The 20,976-nt window shown below is 44.5% G+C and carries 23 protein-coding genes; 10 read left to right on the plus strand and 13 right to left on the minus strand.

Features of this window, described 5'->3' with window-relative positions:
• Positions 1-104 precede the first annotated feature (104 nt).
• The 3 genes from torA to torE are packed head-to-tail and all read right to left on the minus strand — an operon-like array spanning position 105 to position 4,007.
• A complete protein-coding gene (gene torA / locus L3V27_RS10770; protein ID WP_006742851.1) occupies positions 105-2,567 on the minus strand; it encodes a trimethylamine-N-oxide reductase TorA in 2,463 nt (820 codons plus the stop codon).
• A 25-nt stretch (positions 2,568-2,592) separates the two neighbouring features.
• The gene (torC, locus tag L3V27_RS10775) at positions 2,593-3,777 is read right to left on the minus strand and encodes a pentaheme c-type cytochrome TorC (protein ID WP_006742852.1); all 1,185 of its coding nucleotides are present in this window, start codon (positions 3,775-3,777) and stop codon (positions 2,593-2,595) included.
• A gap of 50 nt (positions 3,778-3,827) precedes the next feature.
• The gene (gene torE / locus L3V27_RS10780; RefSeq protein ID WP_005378141.1) at positions 3,828-4,007 is read right to left on the minus strand and encodes a trimethylamine N-oxide reductase system protein TorE; all 180 of its coding nucleotides are present in this window, start codon (positions 4,005-4,007) and stop codon (positions 3,828-3,830) included.
• A 462-nt stretch (positions 4,008-4,469) separates the two neighbouring features.
• Here torE and L3V27_RS10785 point away from each other — a divergent pair, with 462 nt between their 5' ends.
• Positions 4,470-5,282 carry an ABC transporter permease gene (locus L3V27_RS10785; protein ID WP_065645351.1) on the plus strand — a complete coding sequence of 271 codons (813 nt, stop codon included), beginning with the start codon at positions 4,470-4,472 and terminating at the stop codon, positions 5,280-5,282.
• Positions 5,283-5,648: 366 nt separating this feature from the next.
• Positions 5,649-5,774: a hypothetical protein gene (locus L3V27_RS23330; RefSeq protein ID WP_254903806.1), complete on the plus strand. Its 126-nt coding sequence runs from the start codon at positions 5,649-5,651 to the stop codon at positions 5,772-5,774.
• Between the two features lie 83 nt (positions 5,775-5,857).
• Here L3V27_RS23330 and focA read toward each other — a convergent pair whose 3' ends face one another.
• Positions 5,858-6,718, minus strand: coding sequence for a formate transporter FocA (gene focA / locus L3V27_RS10790; RefSeq protein ID WP_005393324.1), 861 nt, complete (start codon positions 6,716-6,718; stop codon positions 5,858-5,860).
• 299 nt (positions 6,719-7,017) lie between these two features.
• Between focA and L3V27_RS10795 the strand changes: the two genes are divergently transcribed.
• A complete protein-coding gene (locus tag L3V27_RS10795; protein WP_005378148.1) occupies positions 7,018-7,251 on the plus strand; it encodes a TIGR02647 family protein in 234 nt (77 codons plus the stop codon).
• 36 nt (positions 7,252-7,287) lie between these two features.
• Here the strand turns inward: L3V27_RS10795 and L3V27_RS10800 are convergent, their stop codons facing one another.
• The gene (locus tag L3V27_RS10800) at positions 7,288-7,746 is read right to left on the minus strand and encodes a PACE efflux transporter (protein WP_237311839.1); all 459 of its coding nucleotides are present in this window, start codon (positions 7,744-7,746) and stop codon (positions 7,288-7,290) included.
• An 89-nt stretch (positions 7,747-7,835) separates the two neighbouring features.
• Here L3V27_RS10800 and L3V27_RS10805 point away from each other — a divergent pair, with 89 nt between their 5' ends.
• From L3V27_RS10805 to L3V27_RS10815, 3 genes are read left to right on the plus strand one after another with little or no spacing between them, the layout of a single operon-like run.
• Entirely contained in the window at positions 7,836-8,714 is an 879-nt protein-coding gene (locus tag L3V27_RS10805; RefSeq protein ID WP_104971509.1) for a LysR family transcriptional regulator, read from the plus strand.
• A 22-nt stretch (positions 8,715-8,736) separates the two neighbouring features.
• Positions 8,737-9,564 (plus strand): NAD-dependent epimerase/dehydratase family protein, encoded by an 828-nt coding sequence (locus L3V27_RS10810; RefSeq protein WP_139059745.1) that lies wholly within the window; start codon positions 8,737-8,739, stop codon positions 9,562-9,564.
• On the plus strand, positions 9,561-10,199 hold the full coding sequence (locus L3V27_RS10815) for a YdcF family protein (protein ID WP_005390904.1): 639 nt from the start codon (positions 9,561-9,563) through the stop codon (positions 10,197-10,199). Before L3V27_RS10810 ends, L3V27_RS10815 begins: the two co-directional genes overlap by 4 nt.
• A gap of 61 nt (positions 10,200-10,260) precedes the next feature.
• On the opposite strand, the gene L3V27_RS10820 is transcribed toward L3V27_RS10815, so the two are convergent.
• Positions 10,261-10,839 (minus strand): thymidine kinase, encoded by a 579-nt coding sequence (locus tag L3V27_RS10820; RefSeq protein WP_005378154.1) that lies wholly within the window; start codon positions 10,837-10,839, stop codon positions 10,261-10,263.
• A gap of 87 nt (positions 10,840-10,926) precedes the next feature.
• Positions 10,927-12,309 (minus strand): cysteine--tRNA ligase, encoded by a 1,383-nt coding sequence (cysS, locus tag L3V27_RS10825; protein ID WP_005390902.1) that lies wholly within the window; start codon positions 12,307-12,309, stop codon positions 10,927-10,929.
• Positions 12,310-12,512: 203 nt separating this feature from the next.
• On the opposite strand from cysS, the gene L3V27_RS10830 reads away from it, so the two are divergent.
• The 4 genes from L3V27_RS10830 (at position 12,513) to L3V27_RS10845 (ending at position 15,720) form a co-directional block, all read left to right on the plus strand.
• Positions 12,513-13,007, plus strand: a complete 495-nt coding sequence (locus L3V27_RS10830) for a peptidylprolyl isomerase (RefSeq protein ID WP_005390900.1) — start codon at positions 12,513-12,515, stop codon at positions 13,005-13,007.
• A 60-nt stretch (positions 13,008-13,067) separates the two neighbouring features.
• On the plus strand, positions 13,068-13,805 hold the full coding sequence (lpxH, locus tag L3V27_RS10835; protein ID WP_006743038.1) for a UDP-2,3-diacylglucosamine diphosphatase: 738 nt from the start codon (positions 13,068-13,070) through the stop codon (positions 13,803-13,805).
• A 98-nt stretch (positions 13,806-13,903) separates the two neighbouring features.
• Positions 13,904-15,118: an EAL domain-containing protein gene (locus tag L3V27_RS10840; RefSeq protein ID WP_005378158.1), complete on the plus strand. Its 1,215-nt coding sequence runs from the start codon at positions 13,904-13,906 to the stop codon at positions 15,116-15,118.
• A gap of 86 nt (positions 15,119-15,204) precedes the next feature.
• The gene (locus L3V27_RS10845; RefSeq protein ID WP_237311841.1) at positions 15,205-15,720 is read left to right on the plus strand and encodes a YchJ family protein; all 516 of its coding nucleotides are present in this window, start codon (positions 15,205-15,207) and stop codon (positions 15,718-15,720) included.
• A gap of 281 nt (positions 15,721-16,001) precedes the next feature.
• Here L3V27_RS10845 and hisIE read toward each other — a convergent pair whose 3' ends face one another.
• The 6 genes from hisIE to hisC form a co-directional block, all read right to left on the minus strand.
• Positions 16,002-16,637: a bifunctional phosphoribosyl-AMP cyclohydrolase/phosphoribosyl-ATP diphosphatase HisIE gene (hisIE, locus tag L3V27_RS10850; protein ID WP_048626222.1), complete on the minus strand. Its 636-nt coding sequence runs from the start codon at positions 16,635-16,637 to the stop codon at positions 16,002-16,004.
• Entirely contained in the window at positions 16,634-17,407 is a 774-nt protein-coding gene (hisF, locus tag L3V27_RS10855; RefSeq protein WP_237311843.1) for an imidazole glycerol phosphate synthase subunit HisF, read from the minus strand. Before hisF ends, hisIE begins: the two co-directional genes overlap by 4 nt.
• Positions 17,389-18,126, minus strand: coding sequence for a 1-(5-phosphoribosyl)-5-[(5-phosphoribosylamino)methylideneamino]imidazole-4-carboxamide isomerase (gene hisA / locus L3V27_RS10860; RefSeq protein WP_005470302.1), 738 nt, complete (start codon positions 18,124-18,126; stop codon positions 17,389-17,391). Before hisA ends, hisF begins: the two co-directional genes overlap by 19 nt.
• 12 nt (positions 18,127-18,138) lie before the next feature.
• Complete coding sequence (hisH, locus tag L3V27_RS10865; RefSeq protein ID WP_047008596.1) at positions 18,139-18,753, minus strand: imidazole glycerol phosphate synthase subunit HisH; 615 nt, start codon at positions 18,751-18,753, stop codon at positions 18,139-18,141.
• A 26-nt stretch (positions 18,754-18,779) separates the two neighbouring features.
• Positions 18,780-19,853, minus strand: coding sequence for a bifunctional histidinol-phosphatase/imidazoleglycerol-phosphate dehydratase HisB (gene hisB, locus L3V27_RS10870; RefSeq protein ID WP_109168490.1), 1,074 nt, complete (start codon positions 19,851-19,853; stop codon positions 18,780-18,782).
• A 65-nt stretch (positions 19,854-19,918) separates the two neighbouring features.
• Positions 19,919-20,959 carry a histidinol-phosphate transaminase gene (gene hisC, locus L3V27_RS10875; RefSeq protein WP_053807212.1) on the minus strand — a complete coding sequence of 347 codons (1,041 nt, stop codon included), beginning with the start codon at positions 20,957-20,959 and terminating at the stop codon, positions 19,919-19,921.
• Positions 20,960-20,976: the final 17 nt, after the last annotated feature.

Genomic DNA, 20,976 nt, shown 5'->3' on the forward strand with positions numbered 1-20,976 from the left:
CGTTTAGCATCACAAATTTATTATTGAGATAACGCTCACTGAAATTTTGGTTAAAAAAATACCAGCCCGAAGGCTGGTATTTCGATTGATGTGAATTGCATTAATTAAGCAACTTCGATTGGACCACCGAATGAAGTCACTGGCGGTACTTTGCCGGTGAACTTCTCGAAGTCTACGATACATGTGTTCGCAGAAGTCGCCTGCGCAAGTTCAGAAGAGCCAATGTCTTGCGTTAGCGTGTTAGGGTCACCGTAAGTACAGATTGCGCCCTCTTTCTCGTTTAGAGGACCGTACCATGCACCTTCTTCGATACGAATAACGCCACGTGGGTAGCTGTCAGTAAGAACAGCACCAGCTAATAGCTGACCACGACCGTTGAATACGCGCACTAAGTCACCGTCTTTGATGCCTTTCGCTTTCGCATCCGCTGGGTTGATGTAAACAGGCTCACGACCTTGCACCGCGTAAGTTGCACGGAACTCTTCAGATTCACACATTTGAGAGTGCAGACGCTTGTCTGGGTGACAAGACTGCAACCAGAATGGGTATTTATCTGAACCAGGGCCACCGTGTGAACGCTCTGATTTTTCGAACCACATTGGGTGTTCTTGACAATGTTCGTAGCCGTAACGGCCGATCTTACGAGACGTGATCTCGATGAAACCAGACGGCGTACCTAGTGGGTTAAGCTCAGGGTCTTTACGGAAGTCCGCATGACGAACCCAAGGTTTACCTTCACCGAAGTCTAGTACGCTCTTCTCCCAGAACTCGTTGAATTCTGGCATTTCAAACTTACCTTCGTTCGCTTTTTTACAATCGTTGTAAAGGCTTTCGATCCATTCCATCTCGCTCATACCACGAGTGTATTCTTCGCGGCGACCAAAACGCTGAGTTAGTTCACTCATGATTTGGAAGTCAGGCTTAGATTGGAACAATGGATCGACGAGACGATGCATTGCAATCAGACCTTTGTTCGAGTATGAACCGTATACGTCGATGTCGTTACGTTCCCATTGCGTACACGCAGGTAGAACGATATCCGAGAAACGACATGTTGCAGTCCAAGCAAACTCGATCGTTACAACCGTTTGAAGTTTGCGGAACGCTTTCTTCATGCGGTTACGATCTTGATGGTGGTGCCATGGGTTACAACCCGAGATCACCATCATCTTGAAGTCTGGCAGTTTCACTTTACCGCCGTTGTAGTTGATCTCTTTGCCTGGCTCAAGCAGACAGTCGATCCAACGTGCAACTGGGATAGTACGGCTGTAACCGTTAAAGTCGTTGTTGTCCCACTTCGGCTTCATACCTTGGTCAAGGTTACGAGGGAAACCACCAGGGCCCGCGAAACCAGTTGAAGGTACACCGATACTTGAGTAGTGGTGACCGTAAGAGATACCACCGCCAGGTAAACCGATTTGACCAACCATTGCAGCAACCACAGCCGCCGCCCAGTATGGTTGCTCACCGTGCTCTTGACGCTGGATACACCAACCCATCAGGATCTGTGTACGGCCACTGACTAGCATACGCGCGAATTCGCGAATCTTGTCCGCTTTCACGCCACAGATAGTCGCAGCCCACTCTGGTGTTTTCTCTACTTTATCTTTTGTCTTACCTTGAACGTATTGAATAAATTCTTCAAAGCCTAGACAGTAAGTATCAATGAACTTCTTATCGTACAAGTCTTCGTTGTACAGCACGTGCGCCACAGCAAGCATGAACGCTACGTCTGTCAGCGGGTTAATGTACAAGTGATCATTCTCTAAGTAGCGCTGAGTCTTGTTCTTCACTGGATCTACAGATAGAACGTTGATCTCACCTTTCGCTACTTTTTCTTTTAGTTGTGCTAGGTACTTGAACGACTCATGTGTTTCACAGTTCCAACCTACTTGAAGGTTTTTCACTGGGTCGTTAGCCCAAAGAACGATGTTGTCAGAGTTCTCTAGGATTTCAGACCAAGACGTACCTTGTGCGTAAACTTCGGTTGAACCAAGTACGTAAGGCATGATGGTTTGACCTGCACCCGTCGAGTAGTCACCTACTTTCGTGATGAAGTTGCCGTGCATACCTACTGCACGTTGCATGTGCGCGGTACAGTTGTTGAATGAACCTGTTTGGTTCCAACCCGTTTGACCTGCGTGTAGCGCCCATGGACCGTAGTCTTTTTGAATACGTTCTAGTTCGCGGTAGAACAAATCTAGCGCTTCATCCCAAGTCACGCGGATGAAACGGTTGTTACCACGAGTATCCGCGCTATATTTGTGTTTCTTCAACCAATCTAGACGAACCATTGGGTAACGCACACGTGAAGGGCTGTAAATAATGCCCTTGATGCCGTTTAGCATTTCAGTTGGGTTTTTGTCTAGCTCTAGCGGTTTGATCTCTTGAACTTTACCCGCGTAGATGTGGGCGCGGAACGCGCCCCAGTGAGAACCTGTTACTTTCCAAGTACCTGTCGTCTCAACAGCATTGGCAGAGGCTGACGCCAATAAGCTAGGACCAATAACTGACGCTGCACTTGTGGTTGCTACACCTTTAAGAAAACTTCTTCGTGTAATAGCCATTTAAATTACTCCAATCCGACGCTTATTAGTGGTGACCTTCAGCATAATCTGAAGAGTGTTTCTGTAGATACTTCAAGATCAGGGCTTCACTGTCTGTATCTAGGTTAACGAACGCCAACATACCGTCGAACATACCTGGCCAGGTGTTCGCGTCGAAGTGCGCTTCCGCAGGTTGAGTGTGACATACAGAACAATTGGTCTTGTACGCTTCACGAGATTTTTCCCAAACAGGATTGATGTCGTTCAGCATAGACTCTTTCTTAATCCATACTTTCGCTGCCACTTTTTCCCATGGAAGACCCGTTAGCTCATCCACTTTTTTCTCACCAGTCGTCACAATGTTGCTATCTGTCGCTGCTTCTTTCATCAGAGACGCAGTCGCAATGTTCTTACCGAAGTCTTCTTGAATTACGCGACCAAAGCCTTTCGCTTTACGCCAGCCATCGATTTCGATTTCAACAAACTCGCCTTTGTCTTCAAGAACTTTAACGGTCGATGCTGGGTTAAGAAGACCGGCTTCTTTAGTGCCTTGTGCATCAAAGTAAATTGGTAGGTGACGAACACTCACTAGTTGCTGACCTACAGAGTAATCTGTATTTGAAGTCATACCTTCTAGGTCACCCACGATACCGCCGATGCTGTCCATACCTGCTGGCAGGTTATGCGCGATACCTTTATGACAGTCAACACAGCTTTGATCTTTCTCTGCTGCTTGCTTCATTTGGATACGAGCGGTTGGGGACATTTGCTCGAAATCCATCGATTCGTAGTTGTGACAGTTCTTACACTCTAAAGATTTGTTTGCCGAGAAACGATCCCATTCGTGTTTCGCAAGTTCGATACGACGCTCTTCGAACACACCAGGTTCATCGTAGTTGCCAAATACCTGTGCAAATACCTCTTTAGAGGCCTGCATTTTACGAGCAATTTTGTCTGTCCAGTTATGAGGAACGTGACAGTCAGGGCAAGTAGCACGAACGCCTGAATGGTTTTTCCAGTGAACCGTTTCTTGCAGCTCAACGTACACGTTGTCACGCATTGTGTGACAACTAATACAGAATTCTTCTGTGTTGGTTGCTTCTAGAGCGGTGTTAAAGCCACCCCAAAAGATAACACCAGCAATGAAGCCGCCCATAGTCAGCACACCTAGGCTGATATGTACAGCTGGGCGCGTCATGGTACGCCACAGTTTAATGATTAATGATTTCATTATTTGCTCTCTTAAAATCTTTTCAAAAGTGTGGTTATGAGCTCACAGGCTTACATGCCGTGCGCGCCTGGAGGTCCAAAGAAGAACACTTGCAACATCCAAACGATGAACCCGTAACCGCCGACAAAAGCCACACTCAGAATTGGGAAGAGAACAACTGCAATGAAGAGGAACGACTTCCACTCCAGGGAGCGTTTTTCACCACTCTCAATTTTATTAACATCACTCATACATTTGCCTATTTTGTATCTAGTGTTATTGAAAAGCCCGCGTAACCAAGCTTAAGTTTTTTACAATCTCTAATGGAAAATGTTAGACCATACTAATAGTAAGGTTCAATCAAATAAGAGCTCTCAGGCCTTGTAATTCAACACTTTTTTGAGCTCATCCAGAGATGTGATTGATTGATGTTATTTATTAAAAAACATGAACAGATGTGACAAAATAAGTCTTTTAACTAATTGTTAAAATGACAACATTTACCAAACATAAGTTACATTTGGATAGTAATTAACGGGTCATAAATTGGCTTAAAAACCCGTCAAAAGATAATCAATTGTGAATAAAATGATGCGAAATAATGACAAGAATAGCGCTAAAGGTTTACGTTGAGAACATCAAAAAATGCACATTGATGTTCATATAAAGGAGGAGCTTAGTTACAATTATTCGCGGATTTTCGAGGAGCGATTATGGATAGCGTGGTGGATATAAGTTGGACCAAACTGGCATTGTTTGGTCTGATTTTGTTGGTTCCCTTCTTTATTAATGCCCGCTACAAATTAGGGATTGCGAAAGACACAATAATTAGTGTTATTCGTATGACACTTCAGCTCATATTGATTGGCGTGTATTTAGAATATCTTTTTCAATTAAACAGCTTACTTGTCAATATACTTTGGCTTGCCATCATGTTACTGATTGGCGCAAGCTCAATTGCAGGAAAAGCTCGCCTGCCTAAAAAGCCACTTATGCTTCCTCTTCTTACAGGCTTAACCTGTGGTCTAATTCCACTTCTTATAGCGATTACCGCAGGCCTAGTGCAGCCATCCCCTATTTACAACGCCCAGTACATGATCCCACTTGCGGGCATGCTATTGGGTAACAGCTTAAGTAGTAACATCATCGCACTGCAGAATTTATTTACGGCTTTTGAACAGAGACAATCAGAATATGAGGCTGCTATCTCACTTGGTGCCTCTCCTCGTTATGCATCATTCCCCTTCATTCAAGAGGCCCTTAGAAAGTCACTTGCTCCAACTTTAGCCTCTATGGCCACTACAGGGCTGGTTACCTTGCCAGGCATGATGACTGGTCAAATTCTAGGTGGCGCAAGCCCGATGGTTGCGATTAAATATCAGTTGGTGATTATGCTGGCTATTTTCGTCATGTTGAGTACCTCCGTCGCTATTACGCTGGAGATGACACTGAGCTGGGTACAAACGAAAGAAGGCCGGATCAAAATAAAAATCCAACAACCAGAACCTACCAAAACTCATAGATAGTTTAAGCGTGTGAACAAAGCCAGTGAAAGGGCTTGTATTATCAAGTCAAACGCACTTTTATCTGAGTAACTCATCCATTCTTTAAACATTCATCAAGACGCTTTCTGGAGAAAAGTCAGACAGAATTCTCTCGAGTATAAGCCTCTAATTTTATGAAATTTTCTTTGCAAGTTTAGATACGCACGGCCTTTGAGACAGGTTATCCACAGAAAATGTGGATAAACACCCTAAACCCATACGCAACCAGAAACATAGCAGCATAAGTGATCAATCTAATCGTCATGCTTTGATCACTTGCCTGACATATTCTAATTTTAGAGTAAAGATAGTGACCACAAACTTGGAGAGACGTACATGGATGTCTTAATGATCAAAGAAAATTACGATGAACTCCTATCCGATGCACCTCTGGACTGGCTCGTTCAAGAACCAAAGGAAGTGACTTCTCATTGGCTCCCAACCGATTTTGGCATCAATGAAGAGCTGATTTAACTCACTCGATTTGTGTGAAACTTATCGACATGAATAAAAGAAAGGCGAACCATTTGGCTCGCCTTTCTTTTATTCTTTTAGATTTATCGTAAATGCTTGTCTTCATCACGTAGATAAATCATCCAATACCACATACCAACGAATACACCGCCACCAATGATGTTCCCTATCGTTACAGGGATAAGGTTATTTACGATGAACCCCATCATGTTTAAGTCCGCATAGTTTGCAATATCCGCCCCTGTCATTTGCCAAAATGCTTCCGGTGCAAAATATTTGATTCCAATCGCCATGGGTACTTGGAACATGTTCGCAATACAGTGCTCGAAACCTGCCGATACAAACATAGCAACTGGCAGAATCATGACCGCTATTTTGTCAGTTAATGTACGTCCACTAAACGTCATCCAAACAGCAATACACACCAGCACGTTACACATGATGCCAAGCGCAACAGCAGCAAAGAAACCATGGTGCAATTTATGTTGAGAGATCGCCATCGCGTTGAGGCCAACTTGGCCGTGATCAAACATATACTGCTTGGTAACCAACATGCATGCTACCAACAAAAGAGCACCAACCATGTTGCCGAAATAAACCACAAACCAGTTTTTGATGAGCGCTTGCCACGAGATCTTTCCACTGGCTCGCGCTACCAATGTTAATACCGAGCTAGTGAAAAGCTCACCACCTGTAACGACAACAAGAATCAAACCAAGGCTGAAGGCTAGGCCACCGATTAGCCTGGTAATACCCCATGGAAGGTCGCCTGCACCGGTTGTCACCGTGGTGTAAAAGATGAACGCAATACCAATATGAAGTCCGGCAGAAATTGCCAATAAAAAAGATTTGATCGGTGCTTTAGTTGCTTTACCTACCCCCACTTCAGCCGCGCGTTCCGCAGCCTGAGGCGGTAATAGTGAGTCAAACTGATTGAAGTTCATTGTGGTGTAACATTTAGAAACAATTAAAGAGGCGCGGATAATCGCTCCATTTCCCTACTTTTTCAAGCGCTATTTGACATGTTTACTAAAAATGTTGTTATCGAGAGATCAACCGATAAAGGTCAACTATCATTCGCAATCGTAACTATCATTGATACTTAACAAGTATTCTGCCTTTCGAACAAAGATCCTGCGTTATATCAGCCTGATAGCGCCATACTTAACACTTCTTATCGTTTAATGTTGCTCAACTCTTCTTTTCAGACTAGCTTGGTAAAAAAAGCGTAAAGGAATCATTTATGAAATATTCAGCTGAACATATCGCCGAATTGAACCTACTTCTTCAGTTCGACTTAAGTAGTGCTGCAACTGGTATTAAAGTTCATACAGACGCGTCAGAAGAAATGCAGGCAGCCGTTGCTCGTCTATACGAGAAGCAACTTTGTACACAGCCTGATGGTGGTTATTTAACAGATGAAGGTATTGAAGTCGCAGAGCATGCGGATAAGATTTTAAGAGTCCTTTCTGTGTAATTTGAACAAAAACGCCACCGAATTCGGTGGCGTTTTTTATTGGTCCCTGCATTTTGTTCCTGCCGAAACCTGCGGTGCTAATCGTTTTTTCATTTTGCTAAATGGCTGAACCTTGTCGTACAACCAATTAAAGCCTGTGGCATAAAATAGGAAGAACACTAGGAAGCCAGCTTCCAACACCAGAGCTTGGAGAAGCGTAATTTCTAAGAACCAAGCAATGACGGGTATAGAGATAAAGATCAACCCTCCCTCGAATCCAATTGTATGCCCAAAACGCATCGCTAAACTTCGCTCAGTTCGATTGCTGCCAAACCACTTATCAAAGTACAAGTTGTAGATGTAATTCCACACAACGGTATACGTGCTCAACCCAATCCCAACTAACGCGAGATCACTCGATCCCTTTCCGGTGATCAATGAAGCCGCTGGCACAATGATCGCGAGTGCGATTAACTCAAAAAGTACTGCATGAAAAATTCGTTCGTTACGAGTCATATTTCTCTGTCCAAATAGTTCTACTCAATGCTTAGAATTTTATCTATTATTCAGATAACAAAAAGTTAGATACCATCGGCAAAAGCGATATGTTTACCATCGAACAACTGCAAGCTTTCATTGCTACATCAGAAACCGGATCATTTTCAGGCGCGGCAAGAAAACTGGGGCGAGCTCAATCCGTAGTCAGCCAACACATCATAAATATGGAGGTCGACTGTGGTGTTGATCTATTTGATCGCTCTGGTCGATATCCGAAATTAACCGAGAGTGGCCTCGCGCTCATACCTTATGCACAAGCGGCAATCAGCCAACTAGACCGATTGAACAACAGAGCATCACAGCTTTTTTCAACACCAACTAATAAATTGGTTTTAGCCATTGATGAAGGGATTCCTCTGACTCGCTTGCCCGACGTGCTAAAAAATTTAGAGCAATGCTTTCCACATTTGCAAGTTGAATGCTTAACAGCTTCAAGTCCGGATATCATTGAATTAGTCAAATCGGAGCGCGCCACTACTGGGATTATTTTGAGTGACTTACAAATGCCAAGACATATCGATTTCACTAATCTTGGTAACATTGCGTTCGATGTCTATGTCTCTTCAACACACGCTCTGGCACAACAACGCGTCACTCACATTGATCAACTCAAACAACATCGTCAACTGGTCATACGCTCCAAAAACGCAGAGCCATGTGGTCTCAATCAAGCATTCAGCCCGGATATCTGGTACGCTGATAACTACTATATTTTGTTGGAATTAGCGAATAAAGGGTTTGGTTGGTGCTTTCTTCCAGAGCATTTAGTCGCGTATTCACCGAACACACTGACAAGAGTTGGGGATGATTTCACAAAGCTGGCTTGGCAAGTCAATGTTGACCTTATTCAACATCAGAAATGGCATTCAGATCCCCTCCATCAACAAGCCAAAGCAGAGCTGCTCAATCTATTCGAGCAGACATAAATAAGTAAGTAGGAAGACCCAAATGGCAAATACATTGATCGTAGGTGCAGGCTGGCTCGGAACTCCGCTAGCAGAAACTTTGATGAAAGACGGACACCACGTTGTCGTTACTCGTCGTAACCAAGCTCGGTTAAACGAGTTACCCGCTTCATTAACTCACTCCGCATTATTCGATTTTAATCAACTTAACGCGGCGAAACGGCTAGATGAGTTGGTTAAGCAACATCAAATTACTCACGTTGTCGGTGCTTTTCCCCCTGGTTTTCGTAAAGGACGCGGACAAGAATACGCCCAACAATGGCAAATGCTCGCAAACGCAGCAAAGCAAAACAACGTTGAAAAGCTCGTTATGATTAGCTCTACAACGGTGTATCCCAACCTAGCTTCTGATATGGAAGAAGCAGATGCGTCACTCTCTTTAGCAGCCGACAGCCCTTATTTCTCTGACAATGCACGTATTATGCTGCAAGCCGAGCAGCATGTTATCGATTCTAATATTAGCTTCGTCATTATGCGTTGTAGCGGGCTAATTGGGCCAGACAGGCACCCTTCTCGCTTTGCAATGAGACTAAAACAAGTCAGTCGTAAAGCGCCTGCTAATATGCTTCATCAAGATGATGCGGTATCGGCGGTCAAATTTGCTTTAGATAATTTAAGTAACCAAGTCATTAACGTGACCACACCGCATACCGTCAGCAAGGCGGAGTTCTACCAAGCCGCTATAAATAAGAGCGAAAGTGAGATACCTCTTCCCCCAGTCACAGAACAAACAGATAAGCGCATTCTCGCAGACAAACTACTCTCACTTGGCTATCAATTTCATTTCAACTCAACTTTGGACGCGCTATGAAACTCTATCGACACATAGAAACACTTTGGGATTACATGCAACTCAAACATGAGCTGAAACCCGCAGACTGTTTGTTTGTGATGTGCAGTAACGATGTGCGTGTTGCAGAGCATGCAGCAAATCTGTACCACCAAAAGTTAGCGCCTTTGATTGTATTTTCAGGGGGAGAAGGTCGTTTTACCGATGGACTGTTTGAAAAAAGCGAAGCGGAAACTTTTGCCGAAATTGCCAAGATGTCAGGCGTGCCCAGTGAAGCAATTTTGCTCGAAACTGAATCCACCAACAGTGGAGAAAACGTTCGCTTTACTGAGCAACGATTGAAAGAGGAAGGAAAAAATTGCTCATCGTTTATTCTGGTGCAAAAACCATTTATGGAACGCAGAGCTATAGCGACATTTGAAAAACAGTGGCAGTCACCCTACTCCCAGCTCCAAGTAAGCTCTACGGCTCATCCGTTTTTTGAGTATATTAATGAAGACATGCCATTAATGATGGTGCTAGAAGCACTAATGGAAGATTTCTCTCGTGTAAAAAGCTATCCAGAGAAAGGATTTCAAACCGAGCAGAACATCCCTCAGCAAGTCGAATCGTCTTACCAGGTTTTGCTAGAGAGATTTGGTTTTGACTTAGTCTAAGCCCTTTCTAGCAGACAACAAAAAGCCACCGATTACGGTGGCTTTTCTGTATTAATACGGATTATTTACCGAGTGCTTCTTTGTAATGCTGACGGCACACGGAGACATATTTGTCGTTACCGCCGATCGCAACTTGATCGCCCTCTTTAATCGCCACGCCATGTTCATCGGTACGAATAACCATATTCGCTTTGCGACCGCAGTGGCAGATCGTTTTGAGCTCAACCAACTTGTCTGCCCAAGATAACAAGTACTTACTGCCTTCAAAAAGTTCGCCTAGAAAATCGGTGCGAAGGCCGTAACACAATACTGGAATATGTAGTTTATCAACAACTTCAGTAAGTTGGTAAACCTGCTCTTTCGACAAGAACTGACACTCATCAACAAGAATACAGTGACGTTTCTCAACCTCATTCAGAGCTGCGATCTCTTGATATAAATTGGTATCCTGACGAAACAAGTGTGCGTCAGATTGAAGACCAATACGAGAGCTCACTTTACCGACACCAAAGCGATCATCTAGTGCCGCCGTAAAAATAACTGGCGTCATGCCGCGTTCTTGATAGTTGAAAGAGGATTGAAGAAGCGTTGTTGATTTACCCGCATTCATTGCTGAGTAATAGAAATACATCTGAGCCACAGAGCATTACCTAAAGTTAAAGTTTTAATTTATGGAAATGGAAAATAAAAGGGCTGAATTATCAGCCCTTTAAAATTGAAAATTCAATTACTTACGACGCCACGTTGTGCCTTCTGGACCATCTTCCAGAACAATGCCCATTTCGGTCAGTTTGTCACGAGCCATATCTGCATTCGCCCAATCTTTCGCAGCGCGAGAGTCGTTACGCAGCTTGATAAGAGCTTCGATTTCAGCCACTTCATCATCGTTACCTGCATCACCTTTTAGGAAGGCTTCTGGATCTTGGTGAAGAATACCGATCACATCTGCTAGTTCACGCATTAGCGCACCTAGCTCGCTCGCTTTCTCTAGGTTTTCTGTTTTCAGACGGTTAACTTCGCGCGCCATGTCGAACAGAACTGAGTACGCTTCTGGCGTATTGAAGTCATCGTTCATCGCTGCTGTAAAGCGAGATACATACTCTTCACCACCAGCAGGAGCAGCATTTAGATCCAAACCACGTAGAGAAGTGTATAGACGCTCAAGCGAAGCGCGTGCTTGGTTTAGGTTCTCTTCGCTGTAGTTTAACTGGCTACGGTAGTGACCAGACATAAGGAAGTAACGAACCGTTTCTGCATCGTAGTGACCAAGTACGTCACGGATAGTAAAGAAGTTGCCTAGAGACTTAGACATCTTCTCGCGATCTACCATCACCATGCCACTGTGCATCCAAGTATTTACGTACTTAGTGTCGTGTGCACAGCATGATTGCGCGATTTCGTTTTCGTGGTGTGGGAACTGAAGATCAGAGCCGCCACCGTGAATATCAAAGTGATCGCCTAGGATTGAAGAGTTCATAGCAGAACATTCAATGTGCCAGCCTGGACGACCAGGGCCCCATGGTGATTCCCACGTAGGTTCACCTGGTTTAGACATCTTCCAAAGAACGAAGTCTAGTGGGCTGCGTTTGGCTGTTTCGACATCAACGCGCGCGCCCGCTTGCAGCTGATCCAAATCTTGTTTAGACAGTTTGCCGTATTCGTCAAACTTGCGAACCTCAAACATTACATCGCCATTATCGGCAACGTAAGCAAAACCACGTTCAATCAGTTTTTGAACAAGTTCGATGATTTCTGGAATAAACTGGGTTGCACGAGGCTCAATATCTGGGCGCTTCATGTTTAATGCGTCGAAGTCTGCGTGCATTTCACCGATCAAGCGCTCGGTCAATGAGTCACAAGACTCGCCATTTTCAGCCGCACGTTTAATGATCTTATCATCGATGTCTGTGATGTTGCGTACAAACGTTAGATCGTAACCTAGGTAACGAAGGTAACGTGATACCACGTCAAAGGAGACAAAAGTGCGACCGTGACCGATGTGACAGAGATCGTAGATGGTAACTCCACAGACATACATACCGACTTTGCCAGCTGTAATTGGTTTGAATTCCTCTTTCTGTCTTGTGAGTGTGTTATATATCTTTAACATGATCTCTATCTATGATTGTGAATGAATAAAAGAAAGTCGAGTATATCAACTCCGACCTGGTTAGGTAATAGCAATTAACCGATAAAACGATAATCGGCTAAACTTCAAGCACAAAACGAAGAATTTCCTCTTCCTGAGTTTTTAATGCACTAGAACTTAGGCTAGAATCTCGGGCTCAACACAACACAGTAAAGGAAAGTAGCATGATCACCCTTCACACTAATTTTGGTGACATCAAGATTCAACTAAACGAAGAGAAAGCGCCAGAGACTAGCGCAAACTTCCTTCAGTACTGCCGCGATGGCTTTTACGACAACACTCTTTTCCACCGTGTTATTGACGGTTTCATGATCCAAGGTGGTGGCATGGAACCTGGTCTACGTGAAAAAGCATCACGTGCACCTATCAAGAACGAAGCAAACAACGGCCTAAGCAACAAAGTGGGTACACTTGCTATGGCGCGTACTATGGAACCGCATTCAGCAAGCTCTCAATTCTTTATCAACGTAAACAACAACACATTCCTAGATTTCCGTAGCGAAAGCCTAGATGGTTGGGGTTACTGTGTATTCGGTGAAGTTGTAGAAGGCATGGACATCGTAAATAAGATCAAAGGCGTTAGCACTGGTTCTTACGGCATGCACCAAGACGTACCTCTAGAGGACGTAGTAATCACTGGTACAACAATTGAAGAGTAATTCGTAAGAATTATTTCTAAGAGATAAGTTAATGGGGAGGCATCGCTTCCCCTTATTTCTATGACAACATTATTTATTTCCGATCTTCACCTCACCCCATCGCGTCCGGATATTACGGAATGTTTTGTGACGTTCATGCGAACAGAAGCAACGAAAGCCGATGCACTTTATGTATTAGGCGATCTGTTCGAGTTTTGGGTTGGAGACGATGACAAAACTCCTTTTGCCAATCAAATCCGTACAGAGTTCCAGCAACTAACAAAGACTGGCGTTCCTGTTTATTTCATTCAGGGCAATCGCGACTTCCTATTGGGAAAACGCTTCTGTAAAGAGACAGGCATTACATTACTGGATGAAGTTAGCCTCATAGACCTTTATGGTACTAAAGCGGTTATTCTCCACGGTGACACCCTGTGTACTGACGACATTGATTATCAAAAATTCCGTAAGACTGTTCATCAACCTTGGTTGCAATGGCTGTTTAATCACATTCCTTGGTTTATTAAGAAGAAAATTGTCTCAAAAGTTCAATCCGATATTCGTGATGATAAAATGAGCAAGCCTTTGGACATCATGGACGTCAATCAAAATGAAGTCGAGAAAGTGATGTCTCAGAATTGCGTCAACTTAATGATTCATGGTCACACTCATCGCCCGAATACACATTTTTTTGACGTCGATGGCGTTAAAAAGACCCGGATAGTTTTAGGGGATTGGTATACGCAAGGCTCAGTTTTACAAGTAAATTCTGATGGCTTTGACCTACAAACGAGACCATTCATACAGAATTTGCGTTAAGCATGTAGAGCGTGTAGAAGATTCACGCTCAAGTCGTAGATATTTTGTAAAAAATCGCTATTATCATAATACTAAGTTAAACAGAACGAAGTACCTAATTGAAGTATTCTTACGTAGCTCGCCAACCGATTCTGGATAGAGAAAAACGAACCATAGGTTACGAACTTCTCTTTCGAGACGGTCCTAAAAATACCTTCCCTGAAGTAGAACCAGAGCTGGCTACTAGTCGACTGCTATCCGATCATTTTTTGTCGACGCATTACAACACATTAGGGAACAAACTTGGCTTTGTTAACTTTCCGCATCAAAGCTTGGTGAATCTGGTCCCAACTCTGTTTCCCAAAGAGTCTCTCGTCATTGAAGTCCTTGAAGATTGTGAACCGACAGAGGAGCTGCTAGAGGCCATCAAGCACCTGCATGAGTGCGGATACAAAATTGCTTTAGATGATTTTGTGCCGACGAAGGCTTGGAAACGTTTTCTTCCATATGTTTCCATGATCAAGTTTGACATTCGACTCGTACCGATCAAGAAAGCCGCTATTTTTATTCAGGCATTAAGCCCATTTAAAATCGACTTTCTTGCTGAAAAAGTTGAGACCTATGAAGAATTTGAGCAAGCTTTAGAAGCAGGTTTTAACTACTTTCAGGGATATTTTTTCAGCAAGCCTGAGATGATCCAGAAAAAACGTTTGAATCCCGCATTTCTGACAGTCATCCAGCTGTGTAAAGAGATTGCAGATAAGCCCATCGACTTCAATGAGGTTGAACGTCTGTTTTCGATTGATGTGACGCTGTCATACAAGTTGCTTACTTACGTAAATTCAGGATATACATTAACGACCAAGATTAAGTCGTTCAGACAAGCGCTTATTTATCTGGGTGAAGAGCGACTACGACGCTTTATTTCCTTAGTTGCCATTGCGTCCGTTCAAGAAGATAAACCAGATTCTCTTTACTCCTTGGCGATTCAGCGTGCAAGAATGTGTGAACTGTTACTTAGTCAAATGAACACTAGGTATGACCCTGGGCAGGCTTTTTTGACAGGCATGTTTTCTTTACTCGGATCTTTGCTCGATCAACCGCTCTCGGATGTCATTGAAGATATCCCCGTTGACGAAGATATAAAACTCGCATTAACCAGTCGAAAAGGCGTACTTGGCCACTTACTTTCAATGACGATCGCCTACGAACAAGCAGACTGGGAATTAGCTGAGCGGTATTGCACCGTTCTTAAATTAACCGAGCCTCAATTAGCAGACGCTTTTAATCAATCTACCGAGTGGGCTCAAGAACTGCTGTCTCAAACGCCCTAAATCGCTATAATGCCCCAAAGAATACTGCAGCCTCACTTATGTGAGGTTGTTTGTTTTTACCGCTTAATTAATCGAGATTTCATTTTATGGCTTCTTCTTGTCCTTGCGGCTCTAACCGCACCTACCAACAGTGTTGTGAAATTGCCCACAATAACCATGCTGACGTTACCACTCCGGAGCAGTTAATGCGCTCTCGTTACAGTGCGCATGTGTTAGGTCTAGTAGATTACGTGGTGAACACGTACCACCCAAGCTGTAATGCAGAAGAACAACGAGAAGGCATTGCCCAATCTATCGACAGCGATTGGTGCAAACTTGAAGTATTAAAAACAGAAGCTGGCAGTAATGACAATGAAGGCTTTGTCGAGTTTAGCGCTTATTTTGATGAAGACGGCAAACGCTACTGTATGACAGAACTTTCTCGCTTCGTAAAAGAAAATGGGCTTTGGTACTACATTGACGGCACATTTCCTGAAGAAGAGCCAGAAGAAGAACCAGAACAGGATCCACGATTGAGCCAGCCAGTTAGTAGCCTAAAGCTAGGTCGTAACGATCCGTGTATCTGCGGAAGCGGTAAGAAGTTTAAGAAGTGTTGTGGGTAAAGGCATCCACGCTTAGCTTATTGAGCTCGCTTTAATGAGATTTATGATCTCACCTAAGCTCGTCGGAATAACGTGAATATGTACTTTCGTTTGAAATAGATAACGCGACTTCAAATACCATTAGAAAATATTCCGTCATTCTGAACAGCGAGGGACGAGCGTGATTCAGAATCTAATCGCCACCAGCACTGTTGCCGGTTTTTACCCCCGAACCAAGAACACTAAATTAAAAAAGCCCCTAGGCTCGAGAGCATAGGGGCTTTCACTTATCTATAGCAAGCTTACTTATGACGCTCTTTCAGTTTGTTCACTACGTCATTCATCGATAAGCCTTGGTCTTGAAGCAATACCATTAAGTGATAAATCAAATCTGCTGATTCACACACTAACTCCGCCTTATCGCCCGACGTCGCCGCAAGCGCGACTTCAACGCCTTCTTCGCCCACTTTTTGCGAAATACGCTTGGTGCCACGGGCATAAAGACTGGCAGTATAAGAGGAATCTGGGTCGGCACTCTTGCGGGCAGCCAATAGCTGCTCAAGTTGATGAAGCCACACCATTTGTGACTCCTCTTGAGGGTCCACATCCCAGCAAGTTGTGTTACCCAAGTGACACGTAGGGCCAATGGGATTCACTTTCACCAGTAGCGTATCGTTGTCGCAATCGAGCTGCATGTTCACCAATTGTAATACATTGCCTGAGGTTTCCCCTTTGGTCCAAAGACGCTCTTTGGTACGAGAGAAAAACGTCACTTGACCCGTTTCGCCCGTTTTTGCCAACGCATCTTGGTTCATGTAACCCATCATCAGCACTTGGCTTGATTGGAAATCTTGTACGATGGCAGGTACCAGACCATCCACTTTTTCCCAGTTGATTCGCTCAGCTAGCGAACTTACTTCGGCGGCTTTCACACTCATAGTCGTACCTCAGTGCCTTGTTGTTTCAAATACTGCTTTAGTTCACCAATATTGATGACTTGCTTGTGGAATACCGATGCGGCAAGCGCGCCATCCACATTTGCTTTTTGGTAGGCTTCTGCGAAGTGCTCCATGGCACCTGCACCACCCGATGCAATCAATGGCACGTTACACACTTCACGCACCATATTAAGTTGTTCAATATCGTAGCCGTTACGCACGCCGTCTTGGTTCATCATGTTAAGTACGATTTCACCAGCGCCGCGTTTTTGTACTTCTTGCACCCAATCACGCGTTTCCCATTGGGTCGCTTTGGTGCGTTCTTCATCACCAGTAAACTGGTAAACCTGATACTTACCTGTCTCTTTGTCGTAGTATGAATCTATACCAACGACGATACATTGCACACCAAACTTATCAGCAAGGTCAGTAATCAACTGAGGGTTCGCCAAGGCAGGAGAGTTAATAGATACCTTATCTGCACCAAACTCAAGAATGCGCGCCGCGTCCTCTGCTGATTTAATGCCACCAGCCACACAGAACGGAATATCAATCACTTCTGCAACGCGAGCGACCCAACTTTTATCAACGACACGCCCATCACTTGAAGCGGTAATATCGTAGAACACAAGCTCGTCAGCGCCTTCTTCAGCATAACGCTGCGCCAGAGGAACGATGTCACCAATGATTTCGTGGTTGCGGAACTGGACGCCCTTCACCACTTGTCCATCACGAACATCAAGACATGGAATTATTCGCTTTGCCAACATGCAAACGCCTCCTCTGCTGTGAACTTACCATCTAACAATGCACGACCAACAATCACACCAGCAACACCGCTGCCTTTTAGCGCTTCGATATCCGCTAATGAGCCGATGCCGCCTGAAGATTGGAACTGCACTTGTGGGTACTGTTTACATAGGTCGACGTAAAGCTCAACGTTTGAACCCGCTAACGTACCGTCACGAGAAATGTCCGTGCAAAGCACGTGTTGTAGACCTACCGTCAGGTAATCGTTGATTAGAGCTTCGATAGTCACGCCTGAATCTTCTTGCCAGCCAGAAATGGCAACTTTGCGCGTGCCGTCTTGATCGATGTTGATGTCTAGTGCGAGAACGATTTTCTCTGCGCCGTATTTTTCCATCCAACCTTTTACAAGCTCTGGTTGTTTTACTGCTGTAGAACCAACCACAACACGTTGAGCACCGGCTTCTAACAGATCAATCACGTCTTGCTCTGTACGCACTCCACCACCGATTTGGATGTTCGCTGGCGTGCTTGCGAGTAGTTTTGCAATCAAATCAAGTTGGCGCGCTGTTGTGTCTTTCGCACCTGTCAAATCCACTAAGTGTAGCCAGTTAGCACCTGCTTGGTGGTACAAATTAAACTGCTCTGCTGGATCGACTTTGTACTCGGTTACTTGGCCGTAATCACCTTGATAAAGGCGAACCACCTGTCCTTCAATTAAATCAAGAGCTGGAATAATCACACTAAATCCCTTTTATAATTCTAAGAAGTTTTGAATAAGCTTCGCGCCCGCTTTTGAAGAACGCTCTGGGTGGAATTGCACACCATAATAGTTACCGCTTTGAACCGCAGCAGTGAATGGATTTCCGTAATCACATTCGGCAATGGTGTAGTCTCCAACTGGCATCGCAAAGCTGTGCACAAAATAAAAGTACTCACCCTCTTCAATACCTTTGAATAACGGATTGCCTGCTTTTGCAGAAACGGTATTCCACCCCATGTGCGGCAGTGGCAAATCGCCGGTTTGAAGCAGCTTCACTTCGCCATCACAAAGTCCAAGACACTCAACTAACTCGTCTGCTTTCTGGCCTTTTTCTTGAGACACTTTGCCCAGCAATTGCATGCCTAAACAGATACCTAGCAGTGGCTTTTCTACCTGTTTTACCAAGCTGATAAGGTCACGCTCTTCTAGGTTCTTCATCGCTTCACTGGCGGTTCCCACGCCCGGTAGAAATAGCTTGTCAGCCGCCAATACAACTTGTGGATCTTTTGAAATCGTTACGTCATAACCTAGGCGTTCAATAGCAAACTTCACCGAAGAGACGTTGGCACAGCCAGTATCGATAATGACAACTTTCTGTTCTGTCACTGTTTTTCTCCTTGCTAAGATTCGCCTTAAAGCACGCCTTTACTACTTGGTAGCTCAGTGCCTTCTACTTTGATTGCTTGGCGCAGAGTACGACCAAACGCTTTAAATAGACTTTCAATGATGTGGTGATCATTGTTGCCCGCAGAAGAAAGGTGCAACGTACATGCTAATGTGTCAGTCAAAGAGCGGAAGAAGTGAACCACCATCTCTGTTGAAAGATCACCCACTTGCTCACGGCTAAACTGCGCGTCGAACTTAAGGTAAGGACGACCAGATAGGTCCAGTGCACATTGTGCCAAGCACTCATCCATTGGCAGGCTGAAACCAAAGCGACCAATACCACGTTTGTCACCCAGTGCTTCTTTCAATGCTTGACCCAACGCAAGAGCGGTATCTTCGACCGTGTGGTGATCATCAATGTGTAGATCACCTTCTACTTTGCACACCATCTGGAATCCACCGTGCGTCGCAATTTGATCCAACATGTGGTCGAAGAAACCAAGACCCGTTGAGATATCGTTACCGCCTTGCTCATCAAGATTAACCGCAACTTTGATGTCCGTTTCTTTCGTGGTACGAATAACTTCAGCAACGCGTGCCTTCACCGTTAGATCTTTCAAGATCTGTTTCCACCCCATGGTTTCTGGGTTGTATTGAATACCACGAATTGCCATGTTTTCTGCAAGTTGAAGATCGGTTTGACGATCGCCAATCACAACAGAGTTTTTAAAATCAACTTTGCCACCTTGAAGGAACTCTTTCACCATGCCTAGCTTAGGCTTACGGCAAGAGCAGTTATCTTCTTCAAAGTGAGGACAAATCAACACGTCATCGAACTTCACACCTTGAGACTCGAAGATCTCCATCATCATGTTGTGCGGTGCATCAAAATCAGCTTGTGGGTAGCTGTCAGTACCCAAACCATCTTGGTTAGTGACCATCACTAGACGGTATCCAGCATCCTGCAACGACAACAGGCTTGGGATAACAAATGGCTCTAGTTTTAGCTTATCTAAACGGTCTACTTGAAAATCAATCGGCGGCTCAACAATTAAGGTGCCATCTCGGTCGATAAATAGGATTTTTTGTTGCTTGCTCACTCGAACTTCCTTATTACTAATCTTGTTTCGTTCTCGGCATAAACCGAGAACGTTGAGAATTCTATTTATGAATAGTAGTTTCTAATGAAACCCAGTGTCTTTTCACACTCGTCGCGGTTACCAACACTGATACGCACGCAGTTCTCAATTGGCGAGTTACGCAGGATAATGCCCGTATCCCAAGCGGCTTTGAAAAGAGCATCGCCATCTGGGAATTTCACCAATAAGTAGTTACCCCACCCTTCAAAAACCTCCAGACCCGGAATCATCGACAAACCAACTTGTAAGTAAGCTCGGTTCGCGTTCAAATCGAGAACTTGGAACTTCGCTCGCGCTAATCCTGCTTCTGAGAGCGCTTGAGTAGCAATTTCTGCAACTGGCACCGGTACTGGATATGGTGCGATCACTTTAAGAAGGACGTTAATCAGTTCTTCGTTTGCTAGCGTAAATCCACAACGAAGACCAGCAAGCGCGAAAGCTTTCGACAGAGTACGCAGAATCGCTAGATTTGGATATTCTGCCAGTAAATCTACTGTTGAAGCTTCTGGACAAAAATCGATGTACGCTTCGTCCATGACCACGATTGCGCGGTCTTTTGTCATCTCAAGCAGAGAGACAATATCGTCACGCTTAACTAAGTTACCCGTTGGGTTGTTTGGCGAGCATACGAAAACCAGTTTTACGTTATCTAGATTCGCTTCGATGCCTGCAAGGTCTAGTTGCCAATCTGACGTTAGCGGCACCGTTTTGCGCTCTACACCGATGGTTTCTGCACTGATGGCGTACATACCGTAAGTCGGTGGGCAGTATAAAATCGCGTCTTCACCCGGTTCACAGAAAGCACGGATCAATAACTCAATACCTTCATCTGCACCGCGAGAAGTCAGCGTTTGTTCTGGCTTCACTCCAGCATACGCGGCGTAAGCAGAAATCAGTTCTTTCGGCTGGCATTCGCTGTAACGATTAAGACGAGCAAAGTCTGTTTTGTATTCATTGTTGAATGGCGATTCGTTGGCGTTCAGCCATACGTCACCTGTACCACCAATTCGGCGAGCCGAAAGATAAGGTGTTAGTTGTTGGACTTGTTTACGCGCTAGCTTTTCCATCTCTTTACTCTCTTATT

Source organism: Vibrio sp. J2-3(2022) (genome assembly GCF_021725735.1).
Lineage (GTDB): Bacteria > Pseudomonadota > Gammaproteobacteria > Enterobacterales > Vibrionaceae > Vibrio > Vibrio diabolicus.

Excerpts from the sequence above, each read along its gene's own strand:
- torE (WP_005378141.1), bottom strand. The coding sequence starts at position 4,007 with ATGAGTGATGTTAATAAAATTGAGAGTGGTGAAAAACGCTCCCTGGAG.
- L3V27_RS10800 (WP_237311839.1), bottom strand. The coding sequence starts at position 7,746 with ATGACTCGTAACGAACGAATTTTTCATGCAGTACTTTTTGAGTTAATC.
- L3V27_RS23330 (WP_254903806.1), top strand. The coding sequence starts at position 5,649 with ATGATCAAAGAAAATTACGATGAACTCCTATCCGATGCACCTCTGGAC.
- L3V27_RS10785 (WP_065645351.1), top strand. The coding sequence starts at position 4,470 with ATGGATAGCGTGGTGGATATAAGTTGGACCAAACTGGCATTGTTTGGT.
- hisC (WP_053807212.1), bottom strand. The coding sequence starts at position 20,959 with ATGGAAAAGCTAGCGCGTAAACAAGTCCAACAACTAACACCTTATCTT.
- hisIE (WP_048626222.1), bottom strand. The coding sequence starts at position 16,637 with ATGAGTGTGAAAGCCGCCGAAGTAAGTTCGCTAGCTGAGCGAATCAAC.
- torA (WP_006742851.1), bottom strand. The coding sequence starts at position 2,567 with ATGGCTATTACACGAAGAAGTTTTCTTAAAGGTGTAGCAACCACAAGT.
- L3V27_RS10795 (WP_005378148.1), top strand. The coding sequence starts at position 7,018 with ATGAAATATTCAGCTGAACATATCGCCGAATTGAACCTACTTCTTCAG.
- focA (WP_005393324.1), bottom strand. The coding sequence starts at position 6,718 with ATGAACTTCAATCAGTTTGACTCACTATTACCGCCTCAGGCTGCGGAA.
- torC (WP_006742852.1), bottom strand. The coding sequence starts at position 3,777 with ATGAAATCATTAATCATTAAACTGTGGCGTACCATGACGCGCCCAGCT.
- L3V27_RS10830 (WP_005390900.1), top strand. The coding sequence starts at position 12,513 with ATGATCACCCTTCACACTAATTTTGGTGACATCAAGATTCAACTAAAC.
- hisF (WP_237311843.1), bottom strand. The coding sequence starts at position 17,407 with ATGTTGGCAAAGCGAATAATTCCATGTCTTGATGTTCGTGATGGACAA.
- L3V27_RS10810 (WP_139059745.1), top strand. The coding sequence starts at position 8,737 with ATGGCAAATACATTGATCGTAGGTGCAGGCTGGCTCGGAACTCCGCTA.
- L3V27_RS10815 (WP_005390904.1), top strand. The coding sequence starts at position 9,561 with ATGAAACTCTATCGACACATAGAAACACTTTGGGATTACATGCAACTC.
- cysS (WP_005390902.1), bottom strand. The coding sequence starts at position 12,309 with ATGTTAAAGATATATAACACACTCACAAGACAGAAAGAGGAATTCAAA.
- L3V27_RS10845 (WP_237311841.1), top strand. The coding sequence starts at position 15,205 with ATGGCTTCTTCTTGTCCTTGCGGCTCTAACCGCACCTACCAACAGTGT.
- lpxH (WP_006743038.1), top strand. The coding sequence starts at position 13,068 with ATGACAACATTATTTATTTCCGATCTTCACCTCACCCCATCGCGTCCG.
- L3V27_RS10805 (WP_104971509.1), top strand. The coding sequence starts at position 7,836 with ATGTTTACCATCGAACAACTGCAAGCTTTCATTGCTACATCAGAAACC.